25 protein-coding genes and 1 tRNA gene are annotated in these 24,924 nt (G+C 61.3%); 8 read left to right on the top strand and 18 right to left on the bottom strand.

Annotated elements, in window-relative coordinates; genetic code table 11:
• Nucleotides 1-126: 126 nt before the first annotated feature.
• The 3 genes from ACMGGN_RS14900 (at nt 127) to ACMGGN_RS14890 (ending at nt 3,111) form a co-directional block, all read left to right on the top strand.
• Complete coding sequence (locus ACMGGN_RS14900; RefSeq protein WP_115272888.1) at nt 127-2,199, top strand: LTA synthase family protein; 2,073 nt, start codon at nt 127-129, stop codon at nt 2,197-2,199.
• A gap of 167 nt (nt 2,200-2,366) precedes the next feature.
• Nucleotides 2,367-2,603, top strand: a complete 237-nt coding sequence (locus tag ACMGGN_RS14895) for a hypothetical protein (RefSeq protein ID WP_115272887.1) — start codon at nt 2,367-2,369, stop codon at nt 2,601-2,603.
• 175 nt (nt 2,604-2,778) lie between these two features.
• On the top strand, nt 2,779-3,111 hold the full coding sequence (locus ACMGGN_RS14890) for a ribonuclease E inhibitor RraB (RefSeq protein ID WP_115272886.1): 333 nt from the start codon (nt 2,779-2,781) through the stop codon (nt 3,109-3,111).
• A 58-nt stretch (nt 3,112-3,169) separates the two neighbouring features.
• Here the strand turns inward: ACMGGN_RS14890 and ACMGGN_RS14885 are convergent, their stop codons facing one another.
• Nucleotides 3,170-3,970 carry a c-type cytochrome gene (locus tag ACMGGN_RS14885; RefSeq protein ID WP_115275442.1) on the bottom strand — a complete coding sequence of 267 codons (801 nt, stop codon included), beginning with the start codon at nt 3,968-3,970 and terminating at the stop codon, nt 3,170-3,172.
• A gap of 526 nt (nt 3,971-4,496) precedes the next feature.
• Here ACMGGN_RS14885 and ACMGGN_RS14880 point away from each other — a divergent pair.
• Nucleotides 4,497-5,231 (top strand): amidotransferase, encoded by a 735-nt coding sequence (locus ACMGGN_RS14880; protein ID WP_251961920.1) that lies wholly within the window; start codon nt 4,497-4,499, stop codon nt 5,229-5,231.
• Between the two features lie 32 nt (nt 5,232-5,263).
• Here the strand turns inward: ACMGGN_RS14880 and ACMGGN_RS14875 are convergent, their stop codons facing one another.
• The 3 genes from ACMGGN_RS14875 to ACMGGN_RS14865 form a co-directional block, all read right to left on the bottom strand.
• A complete protein-coding gene (locus ACMGGN_RS14875) occupies nt 5,264-6,235 on the bottom strand; it encodes a magnesium and cobalt transport protein CorA (RefSeq protein WP_012313364.1) in 972 nt (323 codons plus the stop codon).
• Between the two features lie 63 nt (nt 6,236-6,298).
• Nucleotides 6,299-7,018, bottom strand: a complete 720-nt coding sequence (locus ACMGGN_RS14870; protein WP_119688489.1) for a lysophospholipid acyltransferase family protein — start codon at nt 7,016-7,018, stop codon at nt 6,299-6,301.
• A gap of 117 nt (nt 7,019-7,135) precedes the next feature.
• Nucleotides 7,136-7,825 (bottom strand): crotonase/enoyl-CoA hydratase family protein, encoded by a 690-nt coding sequence (locus tag ACMGGN_RS14865; protein WP_046786608.1) that lies wholly within the window; start codon nt 7,823-7,825, stop codon nt 7,136-7,138.
• A 289-nt stretch (nt 7,826-8,114) separates the two neighbouring features.
• Between ACMGGN_RS14865 and ACMGGN_RS14860 the strand changes: the two genes are divergently transcribed.
• A tRNA-Ser gene (locus ACMGGN_RS14860) sits at nt 8,115-8,204 on the top strand.
• 49 nt (nt 8,205-8,253) lie between these two features.
• Here the strand turns inward: ACMGGN_RS14860 and ACMGGN_RS14855 are convergent.
• The 9 genes from ACMGGN_RS14855 to ACMGGN_RS14815 all read right to left on the bottom strand — a co-directional run bounded on the left by ACMGGN_RS14855 (nt 8,254) and on the right by ACMGGN_RS14815 (nt 18,664).
• Nucleotides 8,254-9,159, bottom strand: a complete 906-nt coding sequence (locus ACMGGN_RS14855; protein WP_115272884.1) for a DUF1932 domain-containing protein — start codon at nt 9,157-9,159, stop codon at nt 8,254-8,256.
• 76 nt (nt 9,160-9,235) lie between these two features.
• The gene (locus ACMGGN_RS14850; RefSeq protein ID WP_115272883.1) at nt 9,236-10,462 is read right to left on the bottom strand and encodes an OprD family porin; all 1,227 of its coding nucleotides are present in this window, start codon (nt 10,460-10,462) and stop codon (nt 9,236-9,238) included.
• A gap of 69 nt (nt 10,463-10,531) precedes the next feature.
• Entirely contained in the window at nt 10,532-11,848 is a 1,317-nt protein-coding gene (locus ACMGGN_RS14845) for a dicarboxylate/amino acid:cation symporter (protein WP_012313369.1), read from the bottom strand.
• A 52-nt stretch (nt 11,849-11,900) separates the two neighbouring features.
• A complete protein-coding gene (locus ACMGGN_RS14840) occupies nt 11,901-12,764 on the bottom strand; it encodes an amidohydrolase family protein (RefSeq protein WP_119688490.1) in 864 nt (287 codons plus the stop codon).
• 81 nt (nt 12,765-12,845) lie between these two features.
• Complete coding sequence (locus ACMGGN_RS14835) at nt 12,846-13,754, bottom strand: LysR family transcriptional regulator (RefSeq protein WP_237861045.1); 909 nt, start codon at nt 13,752-13,754, stop codon at nt 12,846-12,848.
• A 149-nt stretch (nt 13,755-13,903) separates the two neighbouring features.
• A complete protein-coding gene (locus ACMGGN_RS14830) occupies nt 13,904-16,042 on the bottom strand; it encodes a TonB-dependent siderophore receptor (protein ID WP_414156066.1) in 2,139 nt (712 codons plus the stop codon).
• A gap of 122 nt (nt 16,043-16,164) precedes the next feature.
• Entirely contained in the window at nt 16,165-16,545 is a 381-nt protein-coding gene (locus tag ACMGGN_RS14825; RefSeq protein WP_414156065.1) for a hypothetical protein, read from the bottom strand.
• 95 nt (nt 16,546-16,640) lie between these two features.
• A complete protein-coding gene (locus ACMGGN_RS14820) occupies nt 16,641-17,834 on the bottom strand; it encodes an MFS transporter (protein ID WP_046786605.1) in 1,194 nt (397 codons plus the stop codon).
• Nucleotides 17,835-17,914: 80 nt separating this feature from the next.
• Nucleotides 17,915-18,664, bottom strand: coding sequence for a 3-oxoacyl-ACP reductase family protein (locus ACMGGN_RS14815; protein WP_119688492.1), 750 nt, complete (start codon nt 18,662-18,664; stop codon nt 17,915-17,917).
• Nucleotides 18,665-18,781: 117 nt separating this feature from the next.
• On the opposite strand from ACMGGN_RS14815, the gene ACMGGN_RS14810 reads away from it, so the two are divergent.
• Nucleotides 18,782-19,717, top strand: coding sequence for a LysR family transcriptional regulator (locus tag ACMGGN_RS14810; RefSeq protein ID WP_115275582.1), 936 nt, complete (start codon nt 18,782-18,784; stop codon nt 19,715-19,717).
• Nucleotides 19,718-20,046: 329 nt separating this feature from the next.
• Here ACMGGN_RS14810 and ACMGGN_RS14805 read toward each other — a convergent pair whose 3' ends face one another.
• Together ACMGGN_RS14805 and ACMGGN_RS14800 are read right to left on the bottom strand one after the other, a co-directional pair.
• Nucleotides 20,047-20,517 (bottom strand): GreA/GreB family elongation factor, encoded by a 471-nt coding sequence (locus ACMGGN_RS14805; RefSeq protein ID WP_204920365.1) that lies wholly within the window; start codon nt 20,515-20,517, stop codon nt 20,047-20,049.
• 2 nt (nt 20,518-20,519) lie between these two features.
• A complete protein-coding gene (locus ACMGGN_RS14800; protein WP_115275584.1) occupies nt 20,520-20,912 on the bottom strand; it encodes a hypothetical protein in 393 nt (130 codons plus the stop codon).
• A 130-nt stretch (nt 20,913-21,042) separates the two neighbouring features.
• On the opposite strand from ACMGGN_RS14800, the gene earP reads away from it, so the two are divergent.
• Both earP and efp read left to right on the top strand, forming a co-directional pair.
• Complete coding sequence (gene earP, locus ACMGGN_RS14795) at nt 21,043-22,176, top strand: elongation factor P maturation arginine rhamnosyltransferase EarP (RefSeq protein WP_414156064.1); 1,134 nt, start codon at nt 21,043-21,045, stop codon at nt 22,174-22,176.
• 48 nt (nt 22,177-22,224) lie between these two features.
• Nucleotides 22,225-22,794 carry an elongation factor P gene (efp, locus tag ACMGGN_RS14790; RefSeq protein WP_012271109.1) on the top strand — a complete coding sequence of 190 codons (570 nt, stop codon included), beginning with the start codon at nt 22,225-22,227 and terminating at the stop codon, nt 22,792-22,794.
• Between the two features lie 58 nt (nt 22,795-22,852).
• Here the strand turns inward: efp and ACMGGN_RS14785 are convergent, their stop codons facing one another.
• The 3 genes from ACMGGN_RS14785 to ACMGGN_RS14775 form a co-directional block, all read right to left on the bottom strand.
• Nucleotides 22,853-23,281, bottom strand: a complete 429-nt coding sequence (locus ACMGGN_RS14785) for an organic hydroperoxide resistance protein (protein WP_039605055.1) — start codon at nt 23,279-23,281, stop codon at nt 22,853-22,855.
• Between the two features lie 141 nt (nt 23,282-23,422).
• Nucleotides 23,423-23,878 carry a MarR family winged helix-turn-helix transcriptional regulator gene (locus ACMGGN_RS14780; protein ID WP_012313381.1) on the bottom strand — a complete coding sequence of 152 codons (456 nt, stop codon included), beginning with the start codon at nt 23,876-23,878 and terminating at the stop codon, nt 23,423-23,425.
• A gap of 55 nt (nt 23,879-23,933) precedes the next feature.
• Nucleotides 23,934-24,890, bottom strand: a complete 957-nt coding sequence (locus ACMGGN_RS14775; protein ID WP_251961914.1) for a LysR family transcriptional regulator — start codon at nt 24,888-24,890, stop codon at nt 23,934-23,936.
• Between the last annotated feature and the right edge of the window lie 34 nt (nt 24,891-24,924).

Raw genomic sequence — 24,924 nt, 5'->3', positions numbered from 1 at the left:
AAACCAGCAACAGCCCCGTGACAAAATTTTCACATTGGTTTAAACAGAATCCGCACCCGCACAATGCTGCGTTGGTCTAGCGCCGGCGCCATCCCGCAAACACGCAATCCTAGGACCTTCCCATTCATGGCTAACACGGATGCCTTGAAGCAACAGGGCGCGCGAGCCTTCTCGCCGACCTTGAAATCGCACTTGGCCTATACGCTGCTCAGTGCCCTGGTGATCATGCTGATGCTCAGCCTGGTGCGCCTCGCGCTGCTGGTCTACAACAGTGACATGATCGGCGACACCCCTTATTCCACCGTTGCCGAAGGCTTGTTCAACGGTTTGCGCTTCGACCTGCGCGTGGTGGTGTACCTGAGCATCCCGTTGCTGCTGGCAACGCTGAGCCCATGGGCCATGGCCCGGCGCGGCCTGTTCCGCTTCTGGCTGACCATCACCGCGAGCGTGGTGATGTTCCTCGGCCTGATGGAGCTGGACTTCTACCGCGAGTTCCACCAGCGCCTCAACGGCCTGGTCTTCCAGTACATCAAGGAAGACCCGAAGACCGTGATGAGCATGCTCTGGTACGGCTTCCCGGTGGTCCGCTACCTGCTGGCCTGGCTGTTCGGCACCTGGCTGCTGAGCCTGCTGTTCAAGGGCATCGACCGCCTGACCCGTGGTGTAGGTGGCAATGGCGTTACCGTGCAGCGCAGTGTTGCGCCGTGGTATCACCGCCTGGCCGTGTTCATGGTGATCCTGCTGGTGGCTGTGGTTGCCGCCCGTGGCACCCTGCGCCAGGGCCCGCCCATGCGCTGGGGCGATGCCTTCACCACTGATTCCAACTTCGTCAACCAGCTGGGCCTCAACGGTACCCTGACACTGATCGACGCTGCCAAGAGCCGTTTCGGCGAGGACCGTGCCAACATCTGGAAGCCGGTGCTGGAGCAGAACCTGGCCACGCAGACCGTGCGTGAACATCTCCTGACCCCTTACGACACGCTGGTCGATGCCGATGAGGCCGCCGTGCGCCGTGACTTCGTGCCGCCGGCCGAAGGTACCTTGCCGGTCAAGAACGTCGTTGTGATCCTCATGGAGAGCTTCGCGGGCCATTCGGTAGGCGCCCTGGGCAGCCCGAACAACATCACCCCGTACTTCGACAAGCTGGCCAAGGAGGGGCTGTTGTTCGACCGCTTCTTCTCCAACGGTACCCATACCCACCAGGGCATGTTCGCTACCATGGCCTGCTTCCCGAACCTGCCGGGCTTCGAATACCTGATGCAGACCCCGGAAGGCGGCCACAAGCTGTCGGGCTTGCCGGCGCTGTTGAGCGCCCGTGACTACGACGACGTGTACGTCTACAACGGTGATTTCGCCTGGGACAACCAGTCCGGTTTCTTCGGCAACCAGGGCATGACCACCTTCATCGGCCGCAACGACTTCGTCGACCCGGTGTTCTCCGACCCAACCTGGGGCGTTTCCGACCAGGACATGTTCGACCGTGGCAACGAGGAGCTGGCCAAGCACGATGGCAAGAAGCCGATCTACGCGCTGCTGCAGACGCTGTCCAACCACACCCCGTATGCCTTGCCCAAGGACCTGCCGGTCGAGAAGGTCACAGGCCAGGGCCGCCTGGACGAGCACCTGACCGCCATGCGCTACTCCGACTGGGCGCTGGGCCAGTTCTTCGAGAAGGCGCGCAAGGAGCCGTACTTCAAGGACACCCTGTTCGTCATCGTTGGCGACCATGGTTTTGGCAACCACCAGCAGGTCACCGAACTGGACCTGGGCCGCTTCAACGTGCCGCTGCTGCTGATCGCGCCGGGCATCCAGGAGAAGTTCGGTGCGCTCAACCACACCGTGGGCACCCAGGTCGACATCGTGCCGACCATCATGGGCCGCCTGGGTGGCCAGGCACGGCACCAGTGCTGGGGCCGCGACCTGCTCAACCTGCCTGAGGGCGACCAGGGCATCGGTATGATCAAGCCGTCGGGCAGCGAGCAGATCGTTGGCCTGGTGCAGGGTGACCGCATCCTCATCGAGTCCAAGGACATGACCCCGCGCCTGTACCGCTACCAGCTGGGCAGCGAGTTCAAGGCCGAGCTGATCGAAAGCCCCGACCAGCCGCAAATGCTCAAGCAGCTCGAAGCGTATATCCAGACCGCGACCAAGAGCCTGCTCGACAACACGGCCGGTGTGGTGCACGGTACACCGAAGTAACTGGCAAACAGGGCCGCTTTGCGGCCCATCGCCGGCAAGCCGGCTCCCACAAGATGGCGCCGGCCTGCGGTCACCAGTGGCTGCAACTGACTGAACAAATCGCCCGGCCCACGGTCAAGCATTAACAGGCATCACCCCCGGTGTTCTCTGCTTGAGAGGGCTATTCAATGAAAGAGTGGGAAGTCATCTTTGCCGACCAGAAAGGCGAGCCAACCACGCTGCTGATGCACGGTGAACTGTGCCCCAGCGAGGAAGAGGCGGCCAAGGCCATTCGTTCGCATCTTTTCCCGGTCATGGATGAGCTGGACCTCAACGACTTCCAGGACCGTGCCCTATCCCCCACGGCACGTTGGCTCAAGGAGCAGAACGGCGTAGTCATCACCCGTATCCAGGAATCTTCCTGACCCGCACGGTTGGCGTGGTGCCGCGCAAGGCACTACGCTAGTGGGAGGTGTTGGCCTGTTCTGCGGGGCTGCACCTGTCAATTCGCGTCTTGCATCAGCTCGAACTGCACGGCAATGCCGGCAGGTGCGTAGTGCACGGAAAGTCTATCCATTGCTTTATTCAGGAGGACGATTCATGAGCAGCCAGAACGACGATATCAGCAGCAATGTCCTGCGTCAGATGAAAGCTGGCGGTTTCGACTTCACCCGTATCCACCCCATCGAGTTCTACGCGGTATTTCCAGATGAAGCCGGCGCGCGACGCGCGGCCGGGCAGTTTCGCGGTGAGTCTCTCAATGCTCAGGTGCGAGAACGGGATGATGGTGTGTGGCACCTGGAACTGAGCAAGATCATGTATGCCACCTATGGTGGTATCGGGGACTTCGAAGAGGCCTTCGAGCAGGTCGTGTCACCCTATGGCGGCGAGGTAGAGGGGTGGGGCGTCAAGCAGGAACGGCCGACAGCCTGAACCCCCCTGGGGTTGCCTTGCAGCCCGATCCAATCGCCGGCCACCCGGCGATTGGCCTTCAAGGCCTACGCTTGGCCATATGCCCCAGGTAAGCCAGCAAGGCATCCAGTTCTTCTTCACTCAAAACACTTTCGGCAAACCCCGGCATGCGCGCCTGTGGCCACTGCCTCAGGCTTTGCGGGTCACGAATGTACTGGCGCAGGAACCCCGGCTGGAAATACTCGGTCGGGTTGTGCGGCATGTTCAGGTCCGGGCCGAACTGGGCATCCCCCGCACCGTTGAGCCGGTGACAGGCCAGGCAGTTCTGCTGGAACAGGGCAAAGCCCTGGCGCACCGGGCCTTCGGCCGGCAGCTTCGGGTCAGGGAGCAGCGCCGGGAAGCGTTGTTCCACCGCCGCCAGGCGGCGGATCGTGGCAATCTGGAACGGCCATTGCTCGGGGCGGATGCCGCTTGCCTGGGGGGCGGTCCACACCAGGTAGAACGGCCCGGCGCTTGGCTTGCCGTTGCCCAGTGCCGGCCACGGTGCGGCGGGGTCCTCGATGGCCAGCCAGGCGCGCGCCGGGCCCTCCTGCAGCAACGGCGCAGCCGGCATTTCGGCAGCGAAACCGTCCAGCGCCACGGCCTGCAGGTGGTCATCTGCCTTTATGCCTTGTAACAGCGTGGCCAAGGGCACCGCGCGGTAACGCATGGGCCGTTTATAGGACACGTCCTGCTCGATGTTTATTTCGCGTGCTTGCGGCATGCGCAGCAAATCGGCGCTGTCCAGAGTGCGCGACGAGCCGTCGAGTTCCAGGTGCAGTTGGGCCGCCGAAAGGGGCAGGCTCAGAAGAAGGGCTAGCAGGGCAAAACCTAGGCGCATGAGCATTCTCCGACCGTCATGGCCGGCAGGTTACCTGTGCGTTGCCCCTTGAGGCCACTGCCATCGTCATCCGAACAAACGTGTCAGGTTCGGCAAGATCAACAGCAACGTCGTGGCGAATAAAATGAGCCCAGCTTGGCGAAGTTTCGATTGTCTGAACATGGCGGACCGCCTTCTTGTTGTTATTCCTGAATACCCGTTGGCTTCCCTGTCGCACTTCGGGTCGATCACCGCAGCGTGCCTGCACGCCCTACCACTTACCTCTTTGTATCGATATACAACCAACAGTAGGGTGAACGTCATCCATGTTTAAGAACCCTTTGTTCTATTAAAGCTGAGAATCGGTGGCTTGATGATATGAGGCAAAAAGCCAGCCATCTGGCACGCTCTGGCTAGACAGTGGCGCAACACCCAGCGCCTACTCGACAAAATGTGACCGTTCGTCAGTGCAGCCTACTTGCTTGTACGTGCCTTTCACGGCAGTCTCTACAGCTGATTCCCACCCACGTCGTTCAGGACTATCCCTATGTCGTTACGCATCTGCATCCTTGAGACCGATGTCCTGCGACCGGAGTTGACCGCGCAGTACCAGGGCTACGGCAGGATGTTCGAGCAGCTCTTCTCGCGGCAGCCGATCGCCGCCGAATTTCGTGTGTACAACGTGATGAACGGCGATTACCCCGCCGACGACGAACGTTTCGATGCCTACCTTGTGACAGGCAGCAAGGCGGACTCGTTCGGTGCCGATCCATGGATCCAGACCCTCAAGGCGTATTTGCTCAAGCTATACCAGCGCGGCGAAAAGCTGCTGGGTGTGTGCTTCGGCCATCAGTTGCTGGCGTTGACCCTGGGTGGCAAGGCCGAGCGGGCCGACAAGGGGTGGGGCGTGGGTATCCATCGCTACTCGCTGGCGGCGCATGCGCCGTGGATGGACCCTGAGGTTTCCGAGCTGACCCTGCTGATCAGCCACCAGGACCAGGTGACCGAGCTGCCTGAAGGCGCCACGGTGATCGCGTCGAGTGATTTCTGCCCGAATGCGGCGTATCACATTCGCGATCAGGTGCTGTGCTTCCAGGGGCATCCGGAGTTTGTCCACGACTATTCGCGGGCCTTGCTCGATGCGCGTCAGGAATACCTTGGGGACGAGGTTTACCACAAGGCGGTGGCGAGCCTTGCCACTGAACACCAGGGCGACCTGGTCGGCGAGTGGATGATGCGCTTCATCCAGCAGCCAGCCAAAGCCAGCGACAGCGCTGCCTGAACCACAGGGGCTGCAAAAGCAGCCCCGACACGCTAAAGCCAGCCGGAGCGCTTGAAACTGGCGAACAGGCCGGTGCATCCCAGCCCGATCACCGCCAGTACCCCGAAATATCCGTAATGCCAGCCAAGCTCCGGCATGTTCTGGAAGTTCATCCCGTAGATCCCGGCAATCGCCGTGGGGAAAGCCAGAATCGCCGCCCACGCTGCGAACTTGCGCTGCACGATGCTTTGCCGCCGTGACTCCAGCAGCATGCCAATCTCGATGGTCTGGCTGGCGATGTCGCGGATCCCGACCAAGTCTTCCATCTGCCGCGTCACGTGGATCTGCACGTCGCGAAAGTAGGGGCGCATGTTCTTGTCGATGAACGGGAAACTCAGGCGCTGCAGCTCCTCGCTTATCTCCACCATCGGTGCCACATAGCGGCGCAGGCGCAGTATGTCGCGGCGCAGGCTGTGCAGGCGGCGAATGTCGTCTTCGAGCAACGAGCCGGTAAGCACGCTTTGCTCCAGCTCTTCGATCTCGCCATGGATGGCTTCGCTGACCGGTTGGTAGTTTTCGGTGACGAAGTCCAGCAGTGCGTAAAGCACGAAATCTTCGCCGTGCTCCAACAGCAAGGGGCGCGCCTCGCAGCGTTGGCGCACCAGGGCATAGGATTTGGAGTGGCCATTGCGGCAGGTAATGATGTAGCCGTTGCCGGCGAAGATGTGGGTTTCGATGAACTCCAGCTTGCCCTCATGGCGCACGGGCGAATAGGTGACGATGAACAGCGCGTCGCCGAAGGTCTCGAGCTTGGGCCGGCTGTGTTTCTCCAGTGCGTCTTCAATGGCCAGCTCGTGCAGGTTGAACTGGCACTGCAGGTTGGCCAGTTCTTCGGCATTGGGCTCTTCCAGGCCGATCCAGACGAAATGCCCAGGCTTGCGCGCCCACTCGCTGCCCTCGTCGATGCTGATGTTGGTGACTTTTCTGCCGGCGCTGTATACCGCCGATGCCACGACTCGACCCATGGTTATCCACTTGTCCGGTTGCACACGGGTTACAGCTTGGGCCGTATGGGCCTTGAGGGCAACCTAGCGTTTGGCCAGCTCGCCTTCCATGTGGTCGATGCACTGCTGCATCTGCCCGCGGCACTGCTCGATCAACGTTGGAATGTCTTGCTGGGTCAACCCTTCAGTGTTGATCGGCGGCAGTGAGCGCACGATCACTGTGCGGCGTCGCCAGCTGTTCAGGCCCAGGCGCCGCGCATAGCGGCTTACGCACACCGGCACGATTGGCACGCCCGCTTCGAGGGCCATGTGGAAGGCGCCTTTCTTGAACGCCAGCAATTGGTCTTCGGGGTTGCGCGTGCCTTCCGGGAAAATCCAGATCGAGGTGTCGTCACGCAGGATGCGCGTGGTCACCTGCATGGCCTTGCGGGCCTGGTAAGCGTTCTTGCGGTCAACCAGTACATTGCCGCCCAGCCAGAACAACTGCCCGAACAGCGGGATCCAGCCGAGGCTTTTCTTGCCGATGGCGACCGTGCGCCGGGGCACCACGTGGCCGAGGATGAACAGGTCGAAGTTGGACTGGTGGTTGGCAATGATCACGCAGCCGGGTGGCTGGTCCCACAGCGGGCCGACTTCGGCCTTGACCTTGATGCGCAGCAGCCAGGTGGCCGGCAGGCTGTAAAGGCGGGCGAAGATGCGGCTGTTGTCGCGGTTGAAGGGGCGCAGCAGGCCGATCAGCAGGCCTAAAACCCCGACCAGCAGGAAGTGCAGCGCCAGCAGGAGCATGCGAAGGCAGTAAAGCATGGTACGACTCACACCAGACAGTCGCGGTGCAGTGTACGGCTGTGCACTGGGTTGGGCAAACCTTGGGTTCGCCGTAATGGCCCTCCGGGCGGCGTACCGGCCAGAGGGCCTGCAGGGTCAACCGATCGGGTTCTGGTCCAGCGCGATTGCCTCATCCAGGGCATCGAGCAGGCCCTTGCGCACCTTCAGCTTGGTGTTCTTGTGCGCCAGCATGTTCAGCTTCTTCAATTCACGCGCAGCGGCCAGCGCGGTGTCGAGCAGCTGCTCGGCCGGCACCACCTTGTCGAGGAAGCCCGCTTGCATCGCGCCATGTGGGTCGAAGATTTCGGCATTGTTCACCGAGCGCTGGAATGCTGCGCGGCTCAGGCGGTCGCGGGCCAGCTCGATGCCGGCGTGGTGCATGGTCATGCCGATCTGCACTTCGTTCAGGCAGATCTTGTAAGGCCCCTCGACACCGATGCGGTAGTCGGCGGACAACAACAGGAAGGCGCCCTTGGCCACGGCGTTGCCGGGGCAGGCGACAATCACCGGGAACGGGTGAGAGAGCAGGCGCCGGGCCAGGGTGGAGCCGGCGGTGACCAGGCTGATGGCTTCCTTGGGGCCTGCGGTCATCACTTTAAGGTCATAGCCGCCGGACAGGATGCCCGGCTGGCCGGTGATGATGACCACGGCGCGGTCTTCCTTGGCGCGGTCCAGGGCGGCGTTGAAGGCAGTGATGACATCCGGCGAGATGGCGTTGACCTTGCCGTTGTTCAGGGTCAGGGTGGCGATGCCGTCTTCGGCGTGGTAGGTAATCAGCTCGCTCATGACAGAGTCCTTTAGGTGGCGTGGCGATGACGTTACCCAGCGCCGCGGGCCAGGTAAAGCAGCAAGGCTGACCAGCCAGTCAGCGACTGGCCCTCATGCCTTGCGCAATCAGGGCAGGGCGGCCGGGTGCGGTAAAAGCGCTGGCGAGATTGGCGGCTTTGCCTTGGCAGCCTCGGCTTTTCGGTGGTTTGGCTTAAATGCATGAAAAAACTGAAAAAAATGCTTGCCAAAGAAAAGGTCTTCTACTAAATTAGCGCGCCTCGACAGGCTGAATGGCTTGAAGAGAAACGGTGAAGTGTCCGAGTGGTCGAAGGAGCACGCCTGGAAAGTGTGTATACGAGAAATCGTATCAAGGGTTCAAATCCCTTCTTCACCGCCACATTCTACGAAGAGCCCCCAAGCTGAAAGGTTTGGGGGCTTTTTGTTTTTTACGGGCGCTTGGTGGGCGTGGCCTGTAATTGATCGACTACCTGAGCCCAGTCAAAAGGCAGAAGGTCGGCATATACAAGCCCTGCGTTACGGATCGCTTGTGCAAATGCGCGCTGTGTTGCGGCAGTCGCCAAGCTCATATGCGCATCCACGCCAACGTCAGATACCGTTCGCGCTACTTCCTCCATCTCTTCTGCGCGTCTGAAGCCATGTTCGGCGACCCGGCTGATGAGATAGTGCGCAAGTGTTCCGTCCCAGCCTGAGCCAGGAAAGCTTTCATGCAGTGAAGCGAGTACGAAATCCTCGGCGCCATATTGCCGCGCAGTGGCCATGCATTCTGTTGTCAACGCTTCAAGCCCTTTGATCATTATGCTGCGGCACATCTTGATGGAAGACGCCACACCAATGGTGTTTGCTACGGTTTGAACCTTCAAGCCGAGCCCCTTTAGCGCAGTTTCGAGTTCAAGTGCCCGAGGGCCGCCCAATAGCATGGGAGTTTTCAAGCGCTGTGGCGGCAGCGGTGCCATGACTGCCGCATCGACATAGTCCACACCATGGTGCGTTGCGGCTTGGTGCGCTGCTTTTTTTGTTGCTGGCGCCACAGAATTCAGATCCATGAAAACTTGCCCGGACCTGAGCTGTGGCATGAGGTGCAGGGCGACCTCAAGGGCGGCACCGGCGGTCACTGCAGACATGACCAGGTCGGCGCCGTCACTGGCATCGATAGCCGAAGCACAAAGCCTGACGCCACACGCCTGTGCCTTGGTCAACAGGGCGCCGCGACACGCTTCATCTTGCTGAAGCTTGTCATATACCTGCACATGGACACCCTGGCGGGCGATATCTTGGGCGAGTATCGCACCGGCCTCGCCAAAACCAATCAGCCCCAGCGTTTTGATGTACATCACGGGCTCCTCGTAATCGGTTGCCTGAAAAACGGCAACGTTCTGTTCGCAACGTTTCAGGAGAGAAAGAGGCTGTTTACTTGAATGCAAGCGAGTAGTTGAGGATCAAGCGGTTCTCGTCGATGCCACGGTTGATATCGCTTCGGTAAAGGGCGTTACGCCAGCGAATCGAAAGGCCTTTGAAGTGTGGAATCTCGTAGGTCACATCCACGTCGCGCTCCCACTCGCCGCCGCCGCCTCGCTTGTCCAGATGTGCCCCCTGGATGTAGCTGGTATAAAAGCTCAGCCCGTGCACACCCAGGTGACTGAAGTCATAGCCGTAGCGCAACTGCCAACTGCGCTCACCTGCTTCTGCGAAGTCGTGGTATTGAACGTAGTTGGGCAAATACGGGTTATTGATGTAGGGGAAGCCAGTGTCACCTTCCATATGCTGATAGGTGGCAAGCATGCTGTGGCCATTGTCGAGTGTGTAACTGACCAGGGCGGTGTAAGCCTCGTTGTCAACACGACCGGCCTTGGCATTGCCTGCTTCATGGCTGAAGAAAGCCCGCAGGTCCAACTCGAGCCACCCACGGCCAAGCTTTCGGCGCTGGGTCGCGCCGAGAAAGTGCTGCGCGTAAACGTCCTCGAGGCCACCGTGGTAGTAACTGAACGTCAGTGTTGGGTCGGGTTTGTAGCTCGCGCCAGCGTACCGGAAGTGATCACCCACGCCGGCGGTTGAGTAACGGCCGTTTTTTGCCGCCAGCATGATGTGTTGTTGGTCGGTGGAGTCGGGGCTGGTTGTGCGGTTGAATTGGGCCAGGTTGACGGTCAGCCCGTCAATTTCGCTGGAACTGATCTGCGTCCCTTGGAAGGACTGCGGGAAAAGCCGGCTACCATTGAATTGCAAAACCGGTACCTTGGGGAGCGCGATGCCGTAGCGCAGTTCAGTCCTCGATACTTTGACTTTCGCTGCTAAACCGCCCTTGGAGTACTCTTCAACCGCCTCTCCCGATGCAGTAGTTGGCAGAAGCCCGCTTCCCGTCCGATCTGCACTGGAGTCGAGACGGACGCCGAGATAGCCCAATGCATCCAGGCCAACGCCGATATCTCCTTGGGTAAATCCAGATTCATAGTTGAGCAGAAATCCCTGAGCCCATTCTTCCCGCTTTGATACACCCGTACCGTCGCGAAAGTCTGCGTTGTAATAGAAATTGCGGATATCCAGGCGTACCTTGCTGTCTTCGATAAAGCTGGCGGCCAGCAGGGGTGTGACACACGTCATCCCCGCCAGCGTTACGGCGTAGCGCAGTTTGGAATTCATTATTGTTTTCTCCAGGGCGCAGCAATCCACGGCCCTGTCGGCAGGGCCGTGGAGGTCAAGCAGTGGGGATCAGTGTTTGGTGGGGTGCAGTTGCTGGTTCAGCTTGCCGCGATCCAGTTCTTTTTCCCAGGCGGATACCACCAGTGCTGCGACACCATTCCCGACGAGGTTGGTCATCGCCAAGCCAGTGCCCATAAAGCGGTGGATGCCCAGGATCAGCACCATTCCCGCAACGGGCACAACGGGCACGACGAGCAAGGTACTGGTCAACATCACGAACGCAGCCCCCGAAACCCCGCTGGCACCTTTTGAACTCAGCATGGCAACAATGATCAAGGTCAGTTGCTGCCCCCACGTAAGTTCAATGTCGAGCGCTTGAGCAATGAACAGAACAGCCATGGTCAAATAGATGTTGGTGCCGTCCAGGTTGAAGGAATAGCCGGTGGGTATCACCAGGCCGACGACCGATTTCGAACAACCGAGTCGTTCCATCTTCTCCATGATTTGGGGGAGCACAACTTCAGATGAGCTGGTGCCCAGTACAATCAGTAGTTCATCCTTGATATACGAGACGAACCGCAGGATGCTGAACCCGCAAAGCCTTGCAACGAAGCCCAACACCAGCACGATGAAGAATATGCAAAGCACGTAGAAGCTTGCGATCAATTTGAGCAGCGGCAGCAGCGATGCGGCGCCATATGTGCCAACGGTAAACGCGATTGCACCAAAGGCGCCGACTGCTGAAAACTTGGCGATGATATGGACAATACCGAAGAACACGCCCGAAACGCCTTCGATCATGGTGTACACCGGCTTACCTTTATCCCCCATCGCGGACAAGGCACAGCCAAAAAGTACTGAAATCAGCAGAATGCACAGGATGTTGCCATCTGCCAGCGCTGAGACGAACGTATTCGGGATGATACTCATCAGGAATTCGACGATACCCAGGTGCTGCGCTTTCTCAGCAAAACCTGTCACTGCAGAGGCATCCAGTGAATCAGGGTTTACGTGAAACCCGGCGCCTGGGTTGAACAGGTGGCCGCCGAGTAACCCTATGACCAGCGAGACGGTGGAAATTATCTCGAAGTAAAGCAGTGCCTTGCCTCCCACACGACCGACCTTTTTCAGGTCTTGCATGCCCGCGATGCCGGTCACTACGGTACAGAACACCACAGGGCCGATGATCATCTTGATAAGCTTGATGAACGCATCACCCAATGGTTTTAGTGAGGCGGCGAAATCTGGCCAGAAATGTCCGACGAGCCCACCCAAGACAATCCCCAGCAAAACCTGGAAATACATCGCTTTATAGAAGGGCTGTCGTGTGCGGGCCGCGGGCTTCAGTTGCGCGGCAGGGTGCGTCGCTTCGGTCGAAGTGTTCATATCGATTCCACTACCTGATTGTTTTTGGAGTTGGTGTGGTCGAGCGCTGAAATCAGCGTCCGTAAAGCTTCAGGGGGTTGTCGATCAGTAGCTTCTGACGTGTCGCTGGGTCCGGGCAGAAGCGGTACATCAGATCGACAAGCCCCCCGTCATTGGGCATGTCCTTGCTGATGTTTGGATGAGGCCAGTCAGTACCCCAGAGCACACGCTCCGGCGCCGTCTCGATAAGCGACATGGCGAAGGGGATAGCATCATCAAAGGGTTTGCGCCCCGCTGAGACCCTTTCGGCGCCACAGACCTTCACCCATGCCAGCGGATTGTCCATCAGCTCAAGCAACGTCCGAAACGGCGCTTGATCGAGGCCGTCCTGAGCCTTGATGCGGCCCATGTGGTCTATTACGAACGGCACCTGGATACGTGCCAAGCGATCGGCATAGGTGACGATGTCCTGAGCATCCAGGTGAAGTACCACATGCCAGCCCAAGGGTTGGATACGTTCCAGTGCCTGGTCGAAAATGGCAAGGTCGGGCGCACCGCCCAGGTGAGCGACGAAATTGAACCGTACTCCCCGAACCCCGCAGGCGTCCATCCGCGCCAACGCCTCGTCAGTCTCGCTGCCGTCGATGATTGCTACGCCTCGATAGCGCCCGGCACTGCGGCCAATTGCATCTAGCATCGCGCGGTTGTCTGAGCCGTGGCAGCTGGCCTGAACAATAACGCCGCGTTCGAAGCCAAGGTGGTCATGAAGTTCGACAAGCTGCGCGAATGCGGCGTCTGGTGGGGTGTAGCTGCGGTCTTCGGCGTAGGGGAATTGCGCCGCTGGCCCAAATACATGGCAGTGAGCATCCCACGAACCAACAGGCAGGGCCTCAACAGGCTTGGTGGGGAATAGGTCGGGTGGCAGGCAGCTTTTCATGGCACGTCTCTATTGGCTGTCGTGGGTAAGTTCTCAGCCATCTTGACGCTCAAGGAGCCATGCAACAATCGACAAGCCCCACTAGCAGTTATGTGGTTTTTGCATGGCTTGATCGCGCATTTGATGTTTGACCACGGCCAAGGTCATCGAAGCCAGGCGTGTCAATGGTCTCTGATTGGTTGTGGCGACGAACAGGTGGGTATTGATAGTGGGCTCGACGATTGGGGCCGCTTGCAAGCCTGGGGGCACATAGGAGCCACTGAGTGCCATTCGTGACAGAACGGCAAAGCCGGCGCCCGCGGCGACCAGGTCTATCAAAGAGGGAATGCCGTCTATTTCCATGTGTACGTTGAGTTCTACATGATGCCGTGCAGCTTCCGATTCGAGCAGCCGCCTGAGGGAGTGCGGCTGGCTGGGTATGATCAGTGGGTAGTCACCGAGGGTGGCTAGCGGCACCTCTGGCGCGAGGCTTGCCCCGGCAGCACCAATCAACCAAAGGGGTTCGGATTGAAGGGGCTCAAAATGGAGTTGCGCGTTTTGCGCGGGGTTGTACAGCAGCGCAAAATCCAGGCGGCCCAACAGCAGCCACTCCCTCATGGAGTGGGACAAGCCTTCCTTGATGCCCAGCGAGCACCCGGGAAACGCCTTTTGAAACGCTGTGACAATACCAACGGTATGGCGCCGCGCAATACTAGGGGGGAGGCCGATCACCACCTTGCCAGTCAATGAGTCACGCTGTTCTTGCAAATCCTCGCGGGCGACTTGTACTTGACGCAAGATGCCCTGGCCATGCTCGAAAAGCCGGGTGCCAGCAGGGGTAAGGGTGACGCCTCTACCGTTGCGCAGTAACAGGTGTTGCCCAAGCTCCAGCTCCAACTGGCGCACTTGACGGCTTACGACCGACTGGGACAGGTTCAGTGTCGCCGCCGCCCTGGTGAAGCCACCAAATTCAGCGACGCGTACAAAGCACTCCAGTTGCTTGAGATCCACCCGATACGCCCCCGCATCCAAAACATTATTCTGTTGGATTCATCTTGATTTGCGAAGGGCGAATCTGTTGATCACAGCCATGGGCGGGTGAGTAATGCGTGCTCACCAAGCGGAAGATCCCGCTTTCTGACATACGCCGCCAACGGTGTCTAGAAACTCACCGAAGCCGACACCCGTGCCGTCCGCGGCGCGCCCTGGAACAGGTAGTTGTCCCCCAGGTAATCCCCCACATCCCGCCAGTAGCGTTTGTCGAACACGTTATCCACGGTCAGGCGCAGCACCGTGTCATAGCCGCCGATACGCGTGCGATAGCGGCTACCCACGTCAAACACGGTATAGCCGCCCACCTGCACATTCCCCGCCTGGCTCGCATACTTGCTGGCGCTGTAACGTGCCCCGCCCAGCAGGGCCAGGCCCGGCACCGGCAGGCTGTAGTCGGCTTGCAGGGCTGCGCGCAGGCGCGGCACGTTGATCGCCTGATGGTCTTCGTAGGCATCGGTACCGCTGTTCTTCACGCGCGCGCGAATCGCTGCGGCGCTGGCCTGGATTTGCAGGTTCGAGGTCACCCAGCCGCTGGCGCCCAGTTCCAGGCCGATGTTCTTCTGCTGGCCCTGCTGCACGTAGGTGAAGGTGGCGTCGCCTTCAGGGCGGGCGTATTGATAGGCCTGGCGGATCTGGAACAGCGCGGCGCTGAAACTCATGCCCTGCCAGTCGCGTTTGATGCCCAGCTCAAGCTGATGCGACAGGGTAGGGGCGAGGATTTCTGCCGCGTTGCTGGCGTACCATGGCGCGGTACCCCCTGCGGACAGGCCCTTGGAGTAGCTGGCATACACGGTGGTGTCCTGGCGCGGCTTGTAGATCAGCGCGGCATTGGGCAGCAACTGGTATTGCCGGGTATGGCGCCCGGCCAGGCCGGTTTCGTCCCAGGTCTTTTCGTCCAGGCGTACTTCGCGGGCGCCGAGCACGGCCTGCCACTGCTCGCTGAAGGTGATGCGGTCGTTGACGAACAGGCCGTACTGGCGGCTGTCCAGGCGCCGCTCGCTGGCACCGACCGGCAGGTCGGAGGGCGCTACGGCGGGTGCGCCGGTGTAGATGTTGCCGCTACCGACCAGTTGGTTGTAGTAGGGGCGCTGATCCAGCGTGCGGCGTTGTGCGCTGGCACCCACCGTCAGCTCATGGCTCACGCCGAGCACGTCGAAGTGGCCGTCGAGCATCGCTTGCGCTTCATCGGTGCGGCGGGTGTCGTCAGGGCTGCGGAAGTCGTAGATGTCGTAGTCGCCCTCTGGGCTGAAGTGCGACTGCCAGCCGCCTTCGCTGCCCCAGGCGAACGAGCTGTAGTCATCGATCACCACTTTGCTGCGCGAGGCGCTGAGGGTGCCGCTCCAGGTATCGTTGAAGCGGTACTGGAAACGCCCGCCCAGGTTCAGTGAATCGGTCTGTACCGGCTTGGCCCAGTGCTGGTAGGCCAGGCGGTCATCCGGGTCGATGCCGTGCGGTACTTCGCTGCCGCCAAGCAGTTGATAGCCCGGTACCGAGCGCTGTTCGCGGTGCTGGTACTCGGCATCGAGCTGCAAGGTGGCATCGGGGTTTATCTGCCAGTCGAACGCCAGCGAGGCAAAGTCGCGCTTGCCATCGGCATGGTCGACGTACGAGCGGATATCTTCGTGGGCGAGGTTGGCGCGCAGGCCGAACTGCCGCTCACTGCCAAACCAGCCGCCCAGGTCGGTGGCCAGGTAGCGCTCGCCTTGTTCGTTGGTCGATACCGTTACGCTGCGCACATCCTCGGCGCGCTTGGTCACGTAATTGATCAGCCCGCCAGGCGCCGACACGCCACTGTGCAGGCCCGACAGGCCCTTGAGCAGTTCGACTTGCTGCTTGTTCTCCAGCGCCACGTTCTGCTCGCCGGCGATGGTCTGGCCATTGATGCGGTAGCTGCTGGCGGCATTGAGTTCGAAGCCGCGCACGTTGAAGTTTTCGTAATAGCCGATCGGGGCGTAGCTTTCGCCGACCGAGGCATCGCTTTGCAGCACTTCGCTGAGCTTGCGTACCTGGCGGTCTTCGATCAGTTGCTGGTTGAAAACACTGACTGATGCCGGGGTATCGAGCAGGGGGGCTGCCTGAAACCCGCCTGCCGCGGCTTCGGTTACCTGATAGCCGTCGTTGCCGTAGGTGTCGGAAACCTGCACCGGGGCGAGGGTGACACTGTCTTGAGCCAAACCGTGGGGGCTGTGCAGGGCCAGGCCCAGGCTGAGCAGGCTCAGGGGCAGGCGGGGGTGTGGCAGGGGCATGCTGGGGTCCTTGAGCGGTGAGCACACGCGGGCCCATTCGCGGGTAAGCCCGCGAATGGGCCCGTGCAGTCAAAAAACGCTCATGTTATCAGGCGCGTATCACCCCGTACGCCTGAAGTTGTTCATTCCCCTGCAGGCGGGTGCCGATGCTGGCGCCAGCTGTCGTCGATCTTGGACCAGGTCTTGCCATCGGTACTGGCCATCAGCTTGCGGCCGTCCTTGAACGTCGCAAGGAAGGTGGCTTCTTCCTCCTTGCCGCCGAGCCATAGCCCGGCCAGCAAGCCCACCGGGCCGGCCACCAGGGCGCCGGCCATGCCCCAGCCGAGCGCGGTACCCAGGCTGCGATTGGATTCCAGGCTGGCCAGGCGCAGGTCGCTGATGCGGGCAAGGGAAATCCGCTCGCCAGGCGAGGGGCTGCGCGGGGTCTTGAGTGTGAGCGATCCATTGCGATACTCGCCTTCACCTTGCAAGAAATCGCCGGATTGCACCGTGAGCCTTGTCATTGAGTCGTCCTGTCAGTAAAGGGGCTTTGATCAATCCCTACTGAAGCGCTGGCGCGACGGGCAAGTCAACGAGCAGGCGACGGAGGGTTGCGGTGTCATGCCGCACAGGCCTTCACGGCGCGCTTGCGCTTATGCTCGGCCCAACCCCACACCAGCAGCGCCAGCGCCCCTATCAACAGGCCGGCCGTCACGATGCCCATCCAGCCCTGGTACTGGAACAACTGTGTGCCCAGCAAGGAGCCTAGTGCCCCGCCGATGAAATAACAGGTGATGTAACCGGCATTGAGGCGGGTACGGGCTTCGGGCCGCAAGGCGATGACCGCATTCTGGTTGCTCACGTGCACCAGTTGCACGGCCAGGTCCAGCACCAGCACCCCGAGCAGCAAGGCCGGCAGGGAGCTTTCGGCGAAACCTAGCGGTACCCACGACAGCAACAGCGCAACAAGGCCCACTGTGGTGCCCAGCGAGCCTCTGCCGCGGTCAGCCAGGCGGCCGGCCCAGTTGGCCGAAAGTGCACCTGCCGCGCCGGCAAGGCCGAACAGGCCGATAACCGCGTCGGAGTAGTGGTAGGGCTCACGCGCCAGCAGAAACGCCAGCGGTGTCCAGAACAGCCCGAACAGGCTGAACGCCAGCAACCCCAGCAGCGAGCGCAGGCGCAGCACTGGCTCCTCGATGAACAGGCGGAATACAGAGCCGATCAGTGCGGGGTATTTCAGCCCGGCATGGCTGTGGTGCTGTGGCAGGCTGCGGTACAGGGCAAAGGCGGTGACAGCCATCAGCACCGCGGCCAACACATAGATGCTGCGCCAGCCACCCAGCTCGGCCATGAAGCCGGCAGCGGTGCGCGCCAGCAGTATGCCCAGCAGCAAGCCGCTCATCAGCGTACCCACCGCGCGCCCGCGCTGATGCGGCTCGCTCAGGGTGGCGGCCATGGGCACGAGGATCTGCGCCACCACCGAGAACAGCCCGGTGAGCGCGGTCCCCAGGATCAGCCAAGGCAAGCTGGGGGCGCAGGCGCTGATCACCAGGCCCAAGGTGGAAATGACCGACATGATCACGATCAGGCGGCGCTGCTCGAACAGGTCGCCCAAAGGCGCCAGCAGCAGAAGGCCCGCGCCGTAGCTGAGTTGCGCGGCGATGACGATGCTGCCGGCGCTGGCGGTGCTCAGGCCGAACTGTTCGGCGATGCTGTGCAGCAGTGGCTGCGCGTAGTAGTTGCTGGCCACGGCCAGGCCGGTGGCGGTGGCCATCAGCAGGATCAGGGCGCGGCTCAAGGTTGGGGTGTTCATCAATATCTCGGTGCGGGCAAGGTCAGTGGCGTTCAGTATCTGGGCGGCTCAGGCTGGACGCCAGCGTGCAAACATTTCGATCAGGCTGCAAAGCCGCCGTCGGCGGTAAGGCTCGCTCCGGTGATGTAACCCGCCTCCGGCCCCGCCAGGTACGCCACGAAGCTGGCAATTTCATCTACCTGCCCATAGCGCCCGATTGCCATCAAGGGGATCAGGCTTTCGGCAAACTCACCGCTGGCCGGGTTCATGTCGGTATCCACCGGCCCTGGCTGCACGTTGTTCACGGTGATGCCCTGTGGCCCCAAATCGCGTGCCATGCCTTTGGTAAGGCCGACCAATGCCGACTTGCTCATGGCATACGGTGCGCCGCCAGCAAACGGCATGCGCTCGGCATTGGTGCTGCCGATGTTGATGATGCGCCCGCCCTGGCCCATGTAGCGGGCGGCGGCCTGGCTGGCGACGAACACGCTGCGCACGTTGATGGCCAAGGTGCGGTCGAAGTCTGCCAGGTCGAATTCGGTTAGCGGCGCCACGGCCAGTACGCCTGCATTGTTGACCAGGATATCGAGGCGGCCGAAGGCTTTTACGGTGTCGTCCACTGCCAGTTGCACCGCGGCGGCGTCGGCGCTGTCTGCGCGCAGGGCCAATGCCTGGCCGCCGGCGGCTATGACCTGTGCCACCAGGTCGTTGGCCGGGCCTTCGGAGTTTGCGTAGGTGAAGGCAACCTGGGCGCCATCACGGGCCAGGCGGCGGACGATGGCGGCACCGATGCCGCGTGAACCGCCCTGGACCAGGGCCACTTTGCCTTCGAGGGTAAGTTGCTGGGACATGCTGATCTCCTGCTGCAAGCAAGGCCGAATGCCTTGGATGGGCGTAGTATCGACCGATGATTACCTGCTGATAAGATGGCAATCACTATTGGCAGAGTAAACCTTTGGTTGGTAATCATGGCCATGGAGTCGTTCAACGCCCTTGAATGTTTTATCCGCAGCGCCGAAGTGGGCAGCTTCGCCGAAGCGGCCCGCCGTTTGAGCATTACCCCTGCGGCGGTGGGCAAGCATGTCGCCCAGCTTGAAGCGCGCCTGGGTGTGCGGCTGTTCCAGCGTAGTACCCGCAAGCTGACCTTGACCGAAGCCGGGCAGCGTTTTTTAGGCGAAGTCAGTGACAGCTTTCGTACCATCCAGTACGCCGTGGCCAACCTGGCCAGCGCCGAAGGCCAGCCGGCCGGGCTGTTGCGGGTGAGCATGGGGACGGTATTCGGCAGGCTGTACGTATTGCCGCTGCTGGGTGAATTCTTGCGGCGCTACCCGGCGATCACCCCGGACTGGCATTTCGACAACCGTCAGGTAGACCTGATCGGCCAAGGTTTCGATGCGGCGATTGGCGGCGGGTTCGAGCTACCGCTGGGGGTGGTGGCGCGCCGGCTGACCCCTGCGCATCGGGTGTTGGTGGCAGCTCCTGGGTACTTGAGCCAGCACCCGGTCATTGAAGACCCGCAGGTGCTGGGCCACCATGCCGGCATCTTGATTCGCTCACCGCAGACCGGCCGTGTGCGGTCGTGGCCGTTGACCAGCCGTTGGCAGGCGCAGCAGCCACTGCTATTGCGCCAGGCGATGACCATGAGCGACTCCGATGCAGCGTGCGCCGTAGCCCAGCAGGGGCTAGGCATTGCATTGGTCAGCCTGCCGTTTGCCGTGCCTTACCTGCAGGCGGGCCAACTGCAAAGGGTGTTGCCGGACTGGTATGTGGATGATGGGCATATCAGCCTGTATTACGCCGAGCACAAGCTTCTGCCGGGCAAGACCCGGGCGTTCATCGAGTTCGTGCAGGAGCAGTTCGCTCATGGCGGGTTGGCGCGCAAATTCGATGCGCTTGCCGGTTAGTCGGTCGCTGGCAGGGCCGGCCTCATCGCCGGCAAGCCGGCTCCCACTGGTTTGCGCTGAGCTTGAGAGCAGCGGGGTACCTGTGGGAGATTCTATGGTTATCAGCAAGCCATTTTCGCGCCTTTGGTGACCTATTCGTCCTGATTTTTCATCAGGGCGAATGCCGCTCGTGCGAACTTTCTAGCCAGGATTACCTTTGCGGGGCTTTCCTTTGAGTCTTGCATCGGATTTACCGGCCCTATCGCCGGCAAGCCGGCTCCCACAGGGAACGCGCAGTTCTTGAGGTCTGCACTGTACTTGTGAGCCGGCTTGCCGGCGATGGGGCCGGTTCAGGCAACCTCGATAATGAAGAACAGCTGGGCCCCAAGGCTAACCTCATCATCGACCTTTTTACCGATCAGTTGCTGGCCTAGCGGTGAGCGCGGGGTAATGACCGTCACCAGTGCGTTTCCCTCGCCAATCTTCAACCCGGCCGCTTCCGGCCCCAGGAACACCTGCCGCTGAGCCCCCGCTTCATCTTCCAGAATCACCAGGCTGCCGATCTGTATCCCCCGCACGGGGTCATAGTGGCGCAGCACCAGTTGCTGGTAGATCAGCAGTGCCTGGCGAATCTCGGCCGTGCGCCGTGCCTGGCCGGTGGCCAGGTACGAGGCCTCCAGGCCAAGGGTGTCGTACTTGTTTTCGGCGATGTTTTCTTCGGCGGTGGCGGTTTCGTAGGCGGTTTGCGCGGCGCGGCGCAATACTTCCATGTCGGTTTCCAGGGCTTCAACGATACGCGTGAGCAGGGCGGCCTTGTTCATGATCAGTAACAGAACTCCAGCACGTTGGCCTGGCTCTTTTCGGTCGGCGCAGTGCGGTTCTGCGACAGCCAGAACTGGCACTTGGGGCTGTTGAGGTTGCGTGGGTTGCCTTGCGCGGCCTCGGCCGCCTGCTGCAGCTCCTGCTTGTGCAGGATGGCCTTGTAGCGCTCGAACATCTCGTTTTGCGCATCAACCGGTTGCGCCGGCGGGGCCGCGGGCCGGGCAAGGGCGGGGGCGACGGCCTGGGCCACCGGCTGTACCTGCTCGGGCCACAGGTGTACGGCCAGCCACAGGCTCAGCGCGATGGCCACGGCACCGAGCCACAGGCCCAATGCCACACAAAGGGTCAGTTGCACAGGCTTGAGGGTTATTTGCAGTTCACGGTGGCGGGGCATGGTGGCCTCCTGGCAGGCGTTTTGAGGGCCATTGTCGCATGGCATCAGGCGGTTTTTCAGCGTTGGTGCTTTTGTCGGCGACAATTTAACCGCAGAATTCGTGATTTTGCGCAGGGCGAGGGCAGGGCACATGAACGTCACCTGGGACATTTTCTGCAGTGTCGTGGACAACTACGGTGATATCGGCGTGACCTGGCGCCTGGCCCGGCAGCTGGTGGCCGAGCACGGGCTGGCGGTGCGGCTGTGGGTGGACGACCTGGAGGCTTTCGTGCCCCTGTGCCCAGGCGCCGACGCCGGCGCCGCGCGGCAATGGCAGCAGGGCGTCGAAGTGCGCGCCTGGCCTGGCCAGTGGCAGCCGGTCGAGCCCGCCGATGTGGTGATTGGTGCCTTTGCCTGCCAGTTGCCCGCACAGTACGTCGAAGCGATGCGTGCCCGTTCCACGCCGATCCTTTGGCTCAACCTCGACTACCTCAGTGCCGAAGACTGGGTGGAGGGCTGCCACGGCTTGCCGTCGCCGCAGCCCAATGGCCTGCGCAAGGTGTTTTTCTTCCCGGGCTTTACCGAGAAGACTGGCGGGTTGCTGCGCGAGGCTTCGTTGCTGGCGCAGCGGCAGGCTTTCGAGCAATCTGCACAGGCGCGAGCCGCCTTCCTGCAAGGGCTGGGTGTAGACGTGCAGGCCGAGGCGCAACTGGTCTCGCTGTTCGCCTATGAAAACCCGCAACTGGGCAGCTGGCTCGATGCATTGGCCACCGACACCTGCGCCACCCATCTGCTGGTGCCGCAAGGCCGTATTCTCCCGGACCTGGCCAATTGGCTGGGCGAGCCGGGGCTCAAGGTCGGCGACGTGTTCCAGCGGGGGGCGCTGAGGGTGCAGATCTTGCCGTTCGTCAGCCAGGACGACTATGACCGCCTGCTGTGGAGCTGCGATTTCAATGCCGTGCGCGGCGAAGACTCGTTCGTGCGTGCGCAGTGGGCCGGCCGGCCGATGCTCTGGCACATCTACGTGCAAGAGGAAAACGCCCACTGGGAAAAGCTCGACGCGTTCCTGCACCTTTATCGACAGGGCCTGTCGGACGCTGCCGGCGAGGCAATGGTGGCATTGTGGCGCGCCTGGAACATGAACCACGATATGCACCAAGCCTGGCGAGGGGCCCGTAAACACTGGCCGGAACTGCAGCGGCATGCCCGTGAGTGGGCGGCGCGCCAAGCCGCTCGGCCGGACCTCGCCAAGGCGCTGGTACAGTTTTACCGAAATTGGCTATGATATGCGGCCTCGATTTTTATAAATCCATCCAGATTCGGATACTTCGTAATGAAAACTGGTAAAGAACTGAAACCCGGTACCGTACTGCGGATCGACAACGACCCGTGGCTGGTTCAGAAAGCCGAGTTCACCAAATCGGGTCGCAACAGCGCGATCATGAAGACCAAGCTGAAAAACCTGCTGACCGGCTACAAGACCGAAACCGTTTACGGTGCGGACGACAAGCTGGACGACGTGATCCTGGATCGCAAAGAAGCGACCCTGTCGTTCATCAGCGGTGACTCGTACACCTTCATGGACACCACCGACTACACCATGTACGAACTGAACGCCGAAGACATCGACGCCGTTCTGCCGTACATCGAAGAAGGCATGGAAGACATCTGCGAAGCCGTCTTCTTCGAAGGCCGTCTGGTATCGGTCGAGCTGCCGACCACCATCAGCCGTCAGGTTGTCTACACCGAGAACGCTGCGCGTGGCGACACCTCGGGCAAGGTCATGAAGCCTGCCAAGCTGAAGAACGGTACCGAGATCCAGGTTGCCGACTTCATCCAGATCGACGAGTGGATCGACATCGACACTCGCGACAACAGCTTCAAGGGCCGTTCCAAGAAGTAATTCTTCTTGTGATGTGCACAAAAAACCCGGCCTCGGCCGGGTTTTTTTGTGCCTGTGTTCAGACCGTTACATGCAGCCTTACATCCACATTGCCGCGGGTAGCGTTGGAATAAGGGCACACCTGGTGCGCCTTCTCCACCAGCCCTTCGGCTTCGGCCTGGGCAAGGCCCGGCAGGTTGATGTGCAGGTCGATATCCAGGCCGAAGCCACCGGGGATCTGGCCAATGCCCACCTTGGCGGTGATCGAAGCGTCGCCAGGCAGTTGCTTTTTCTCCTGGCCGGCGACGAATTTCAGTGCGCCGATGAAGCAGGCCGAATAGCCAGCCGCGAACATCTGCTCAGGGTTGGTGCCGTCACCGCCCGCGCCGCCCAGCTCCTTGGGGGTGCTCAGCTTGACTTCCAGCTTGCCGTCGCTGGAGCGGGATTTACCGTCGCGACCGCCAGTGGAGGTGGCTTCTGCGATGTACAGCGGAGTGACCTTGTGCATATTGAGCCTCGCTAGTGTGCTGTGCGCCCCGTGTGTGCCGGGTGCATCGGGTGGGTACGGGGTTTAAATTAGCGCGCAATTAGTTAGTGCGCAAGATAAATCTTCACCGCTCGTCCGAACGGGCATTGCACAGCATAGCCGTCAGAGGTTCTTTTGCAGGCTGTCGCGCAACTCCAGCAGGTCTGCCTGTAGTTGTTGCAGGCGCTCCAGGCTGCGGCCGCTGGCCTTGAGAATGCACTGTGGCACCTCTTTGGCCTGCTGCTGAAGGGCGCGCCCCTTGTCGGTCAGTTGCACCAGCACCACCCGTTCATCCTCACGGCTACGGGTTCGCTTGAGCAGGCCTTCGCTTTCCAGCCGCTTGAGCAAGGGAGTGAGGGAGCCTGGGTCGGTGAGCAGGTGCTGGCTGATCTCGCCCACGGTCAGGCCGTCCTGTTCCCACAGTACGAGCATGGCCAGGTACTGCGGGTAGGTAAGGCCCAATGCCTGAAGCAGGGGCTTGTAGACCTTGGTCATCAGCAACGAGGTGGAGTGCAGGGCAAAGCAGACCTGGTTGTCCAGCAGCAGCTCGTCGCAAGAAGCTTGGGTGTCGGCGTTCATGCAGGTCCTTGAATGTGATCAATGGAGAAATCTAGCACGCTGAAGGTTTGCGCGCTCATTGCCATCGCAGCTCACTTCGCAGTGCCATGTCCCAAGGAGGGATCGGGCTGAAGCGGCTCTTGAGGAATTCGAGCAGCAAGCGGCTGCGAGAGTTCGTTTCATGTGCCAGGCGTAGCGCATAAATACCGCTGGTCTCTGCAGCGGGCAGGCCGTTGTCGCAAAAAAGTGGTACCAGTTCGCCACGCAGCAGGTAGTCGCTGATCAGCCAGGTAGGCAGGTGCGCAACGCCCAGGCCGGCAAGCGCGCCGAACAGCAGGGTTTCAGCATTGTTGGCGGCCATGCGCATCCGCGAGGGCCGGTACAGCCGTGATTGCCCATCGACGTTGAAGCGCCAGGCGAACGGCGGTGCCAGGCCGTCCCAGTCCAGCCCGTCGTGATCGGGCAGTTCGCTGGGGCAGGCGGGTATGCCGCGGCTGGCCAGGTAGGCGGGGCTGGCGCAAGCGACGCGGACCATGTAGGCCAGCGGTGTGGCGACCAGGCGGGTATCGGCCAGAGGGCCCGCACGCAGCACCAGGTCGACCTCGCCCAGGTGGCTGCCGTGCAGGTCGACGAAGCTGTCGATCAGCCGCAGGTGCACATCAAGGCCTGGGTAGGCCACCAGGAAGTCGGCAATGGCCGGGGCCAGGTGGCGGCGGCCGAAGGCGGCAGGGGCGTCGATACGGATCAAGCCCTCCGGAGCACTGCTCAGTGATACGGCCTCGGCGCGGGCCAGGCGCAGTTCCTCGATGATGCGCCGGGCGCGCTCGGCGAAGGCGTTGCCTGCAGGCGTGGCACGCACCGCATGGGTGCTGCGGGTGAACAGGCGGCTGCCCACGGCGCTCTCGAGGCTGTCGATGCGCCGGGCGACGGCGGAGGGGGTGAGTGGATGGCGCCGGGCGGCAGCGGAAAAACTGCCAGTCTCCAGCACATCGAGGAACAGGCTCAGTTGGTCGGTCAGGGTGTCAGGGCTCATGGCTGCCTTGCTTTTGCATTAAACGCACAGCCAT

Source organism: Pseudomonas sp. BNK-30, from assembly GCF_047456185.1.
Classification (GTDB): domain Bacteria; phylum Pseudomonadota; class Gammaproteobacteria; order Pseudomonadales; family Pseudomonadaceae; genus Aquipseudomonas; species Aquipseudomonas putida_E.
Note: the sequence above shows the minus strand (reverse complement) of the source record. Positions and strands in the feature narration are given on the sequence as shown.

What these genes read in the sequence shown, in the direction of transcription:
- ACMGGN_RS14780 (WP_012313381.1), bottom strand. Translation starts at nt 23,878, where the DNA reads ATGAACGCCGACACCCAAGCTTCTTGCGACGAGCTGCTGCTGGACAAC.
- ACMGGN_RS14840 (WP_119688490.1), bottom strand. Translation starts at nt 12,764, where the DNA reads ATGAAAAGCTGCCTGCCACCCGACCTATTCCCCACCAAGCCTGTTGAG.
- ACMGGN_RS14775 (WP_251961914.1), bottom strand. Translation starts at nt 24,890, where the DNA reads ATGAGCCCTGACACCCTGACCGACCAACTGAGCCTGTTCCTCGATGTG.
- ACMGGN_RS14810 (WP_115275582.1), top strand. Translation starts at nt 18,782, where the DNA reads ATGGCCATGGAGTCGTTCAACGCCCTTGAATGTTTTATCCGCAGCGCC.
- ACMGGN_RS14815 (WP_119688492.1), bottom strand. Translation starts at nt 18,664, where the DNA reads ATGTCCCAGCAACTTACCCTCGAAGGCAAAGTGGCCCTGGTCCAGGGC.
- ACMGGN_RS14845 (WP_012313369.1), bottom strand. Translation starts at nt 11,848, where the DNA reads ATGAACACTTCGACCGAAGCGACGCACCCTGCCGCGCAACTGAAGCCC.
- ACMGGN_RS14855 (WP_115272884.1), bottom strand. Translation starts at nt 9,159, where the DNA reads ATGTACATCAAAACGCTGGGGCTGATTGGTTTTGGCGAGGCCGGTGCG.
- ACMGGN_RS14885 (WP_115275442.1), bottom strand. Translation starts at nt 3,970, where the DNA reads ATGCGCCTAGGTTTTGCCCTGCTAGCCCTTCTTCTGAGCCTGCCCCTT.
- ACMGGN_RS14820 (WP_046786605.1), bottom strand. Translation starts at nt 17,834, where the DNA reads ATGAACACCCCAACCTTGAGCCGCGCCCTGATCCTGCTGATGGCCACC.
- ACMGGN_RS14800 (WP_115275584.1), bottom strand. Translation starts at nt 20,912, where the DNA reads ATGCCCCGCCACCGTGAACTGCAAATAACCCTCAAGCCTGTGCAACTG.
- ACMGGN_RS14880 (WP_251961920.1), top strand. Translation starts at nt 4,497, where the DNA reads ATGTCGTTACGCATCTGCATCCTTGAGACCGATGTCCTGCGACCGGAG.
- ACMGGN_RS14785 (WP_039605055.1), bottom strand. Translation starts at nt 23,281, where the DNA reads ATGCACAAGGTCACTCCGCTGTACATCGCAGAAGCCACCTCCACTGGC.
- ACMGGN_RS14850 (WP_115272883.1), bottom strand. Translation starts at nt 10,462, where the DNA reads ATGAATTCCAAACTGCGCTACGCCGTAACGCTGGCGGGGATGACGTGT.
- earP (WP_414156064.1), top strand. Translation starts at nt 21,043, where the DNA reads ATGAACGTCACCTGGGACATTTTCTGCAGTGTCGTGGACAACTACGGT.
- ACMGGN_RS14875 (WP_012313364.1), bottom strand. Translation starts at nt 6,235, where the DNA reads ATGGGTCGAGTCGTGGCATCGGCGGTATACAGCGCCGGCAGAAAAGTC.
- ACMGGN_RS14870 (WP_119688489.1), bottom strand. Translation starts at nt 7,018, where the DNA reads ATGCTTTACTGCCTTCGCATGCTCCTGCTGGCGCTGCACTTCCTGCTG.
- efp (WP_012271109.1), top strand. Translation starts at nt 22,225, where the DNA reads ATGAAAACTGGTAAAGAACTGAAACCCGGTACCGTACTGCGGATCGAC.
- ACMGGN_RS14890 (WP_115272886.1), top strand. Translation starts at nt 2,779, where the DNA reads ATGAGCAGCCAGAACGACGATATCAGCAGCAATGTCCTGCGTCAGATG.
- ACMGGN_RS14825 (WP_414156065.1), bottom strand. Translation starts at nt 16,545, where the DNA reads ATGACAAGGCTCACGGTGCAATCCGGCGATTTCTTGCAAGGTGAAGGC.
- ACMGGN_RS14830 (WP_414156066.1), bottom strand. Translation starts at nt 16,042, where the DNA reads ATGCCCCTGCCACACCCCCGCCTGCCCCTGAGCCTGCTCAGCCTGGGC.
- ACMGGN_RS14805 (WP_204920365.1), bottom strand. Translation starts at nt 20,517, where the DNA reads ATGAACAAGGCCGCCCTGCTCACGCGTATCGTTGAAGCCCTGGAAACC.
- ACMGGN_RS14895 (WP_115272887.1), top strand. Translation starts at nt 2,367, where the DNA reads ATGAAAGAGTGGGAAGTCATCTTTGCCGACCAGAAAGGCGAGCCAACC.
- ACMGGN_RS14865 (WP_046786608.1), bottom strand. Translation starts at nt 7,825, where the DNA reads ATGAGCGAGCTGATTACCTACCACGCCGAAGACGGCATCGCCACCCTG.
- ACMGGN_RS14900 (WP_115272888.1), top strand. Translation starts at nt 127, where the DNA reads ATGGCTAACACGGATGCCTTGAAGCAACAGGGCGCGCGAGCCTTCTCG.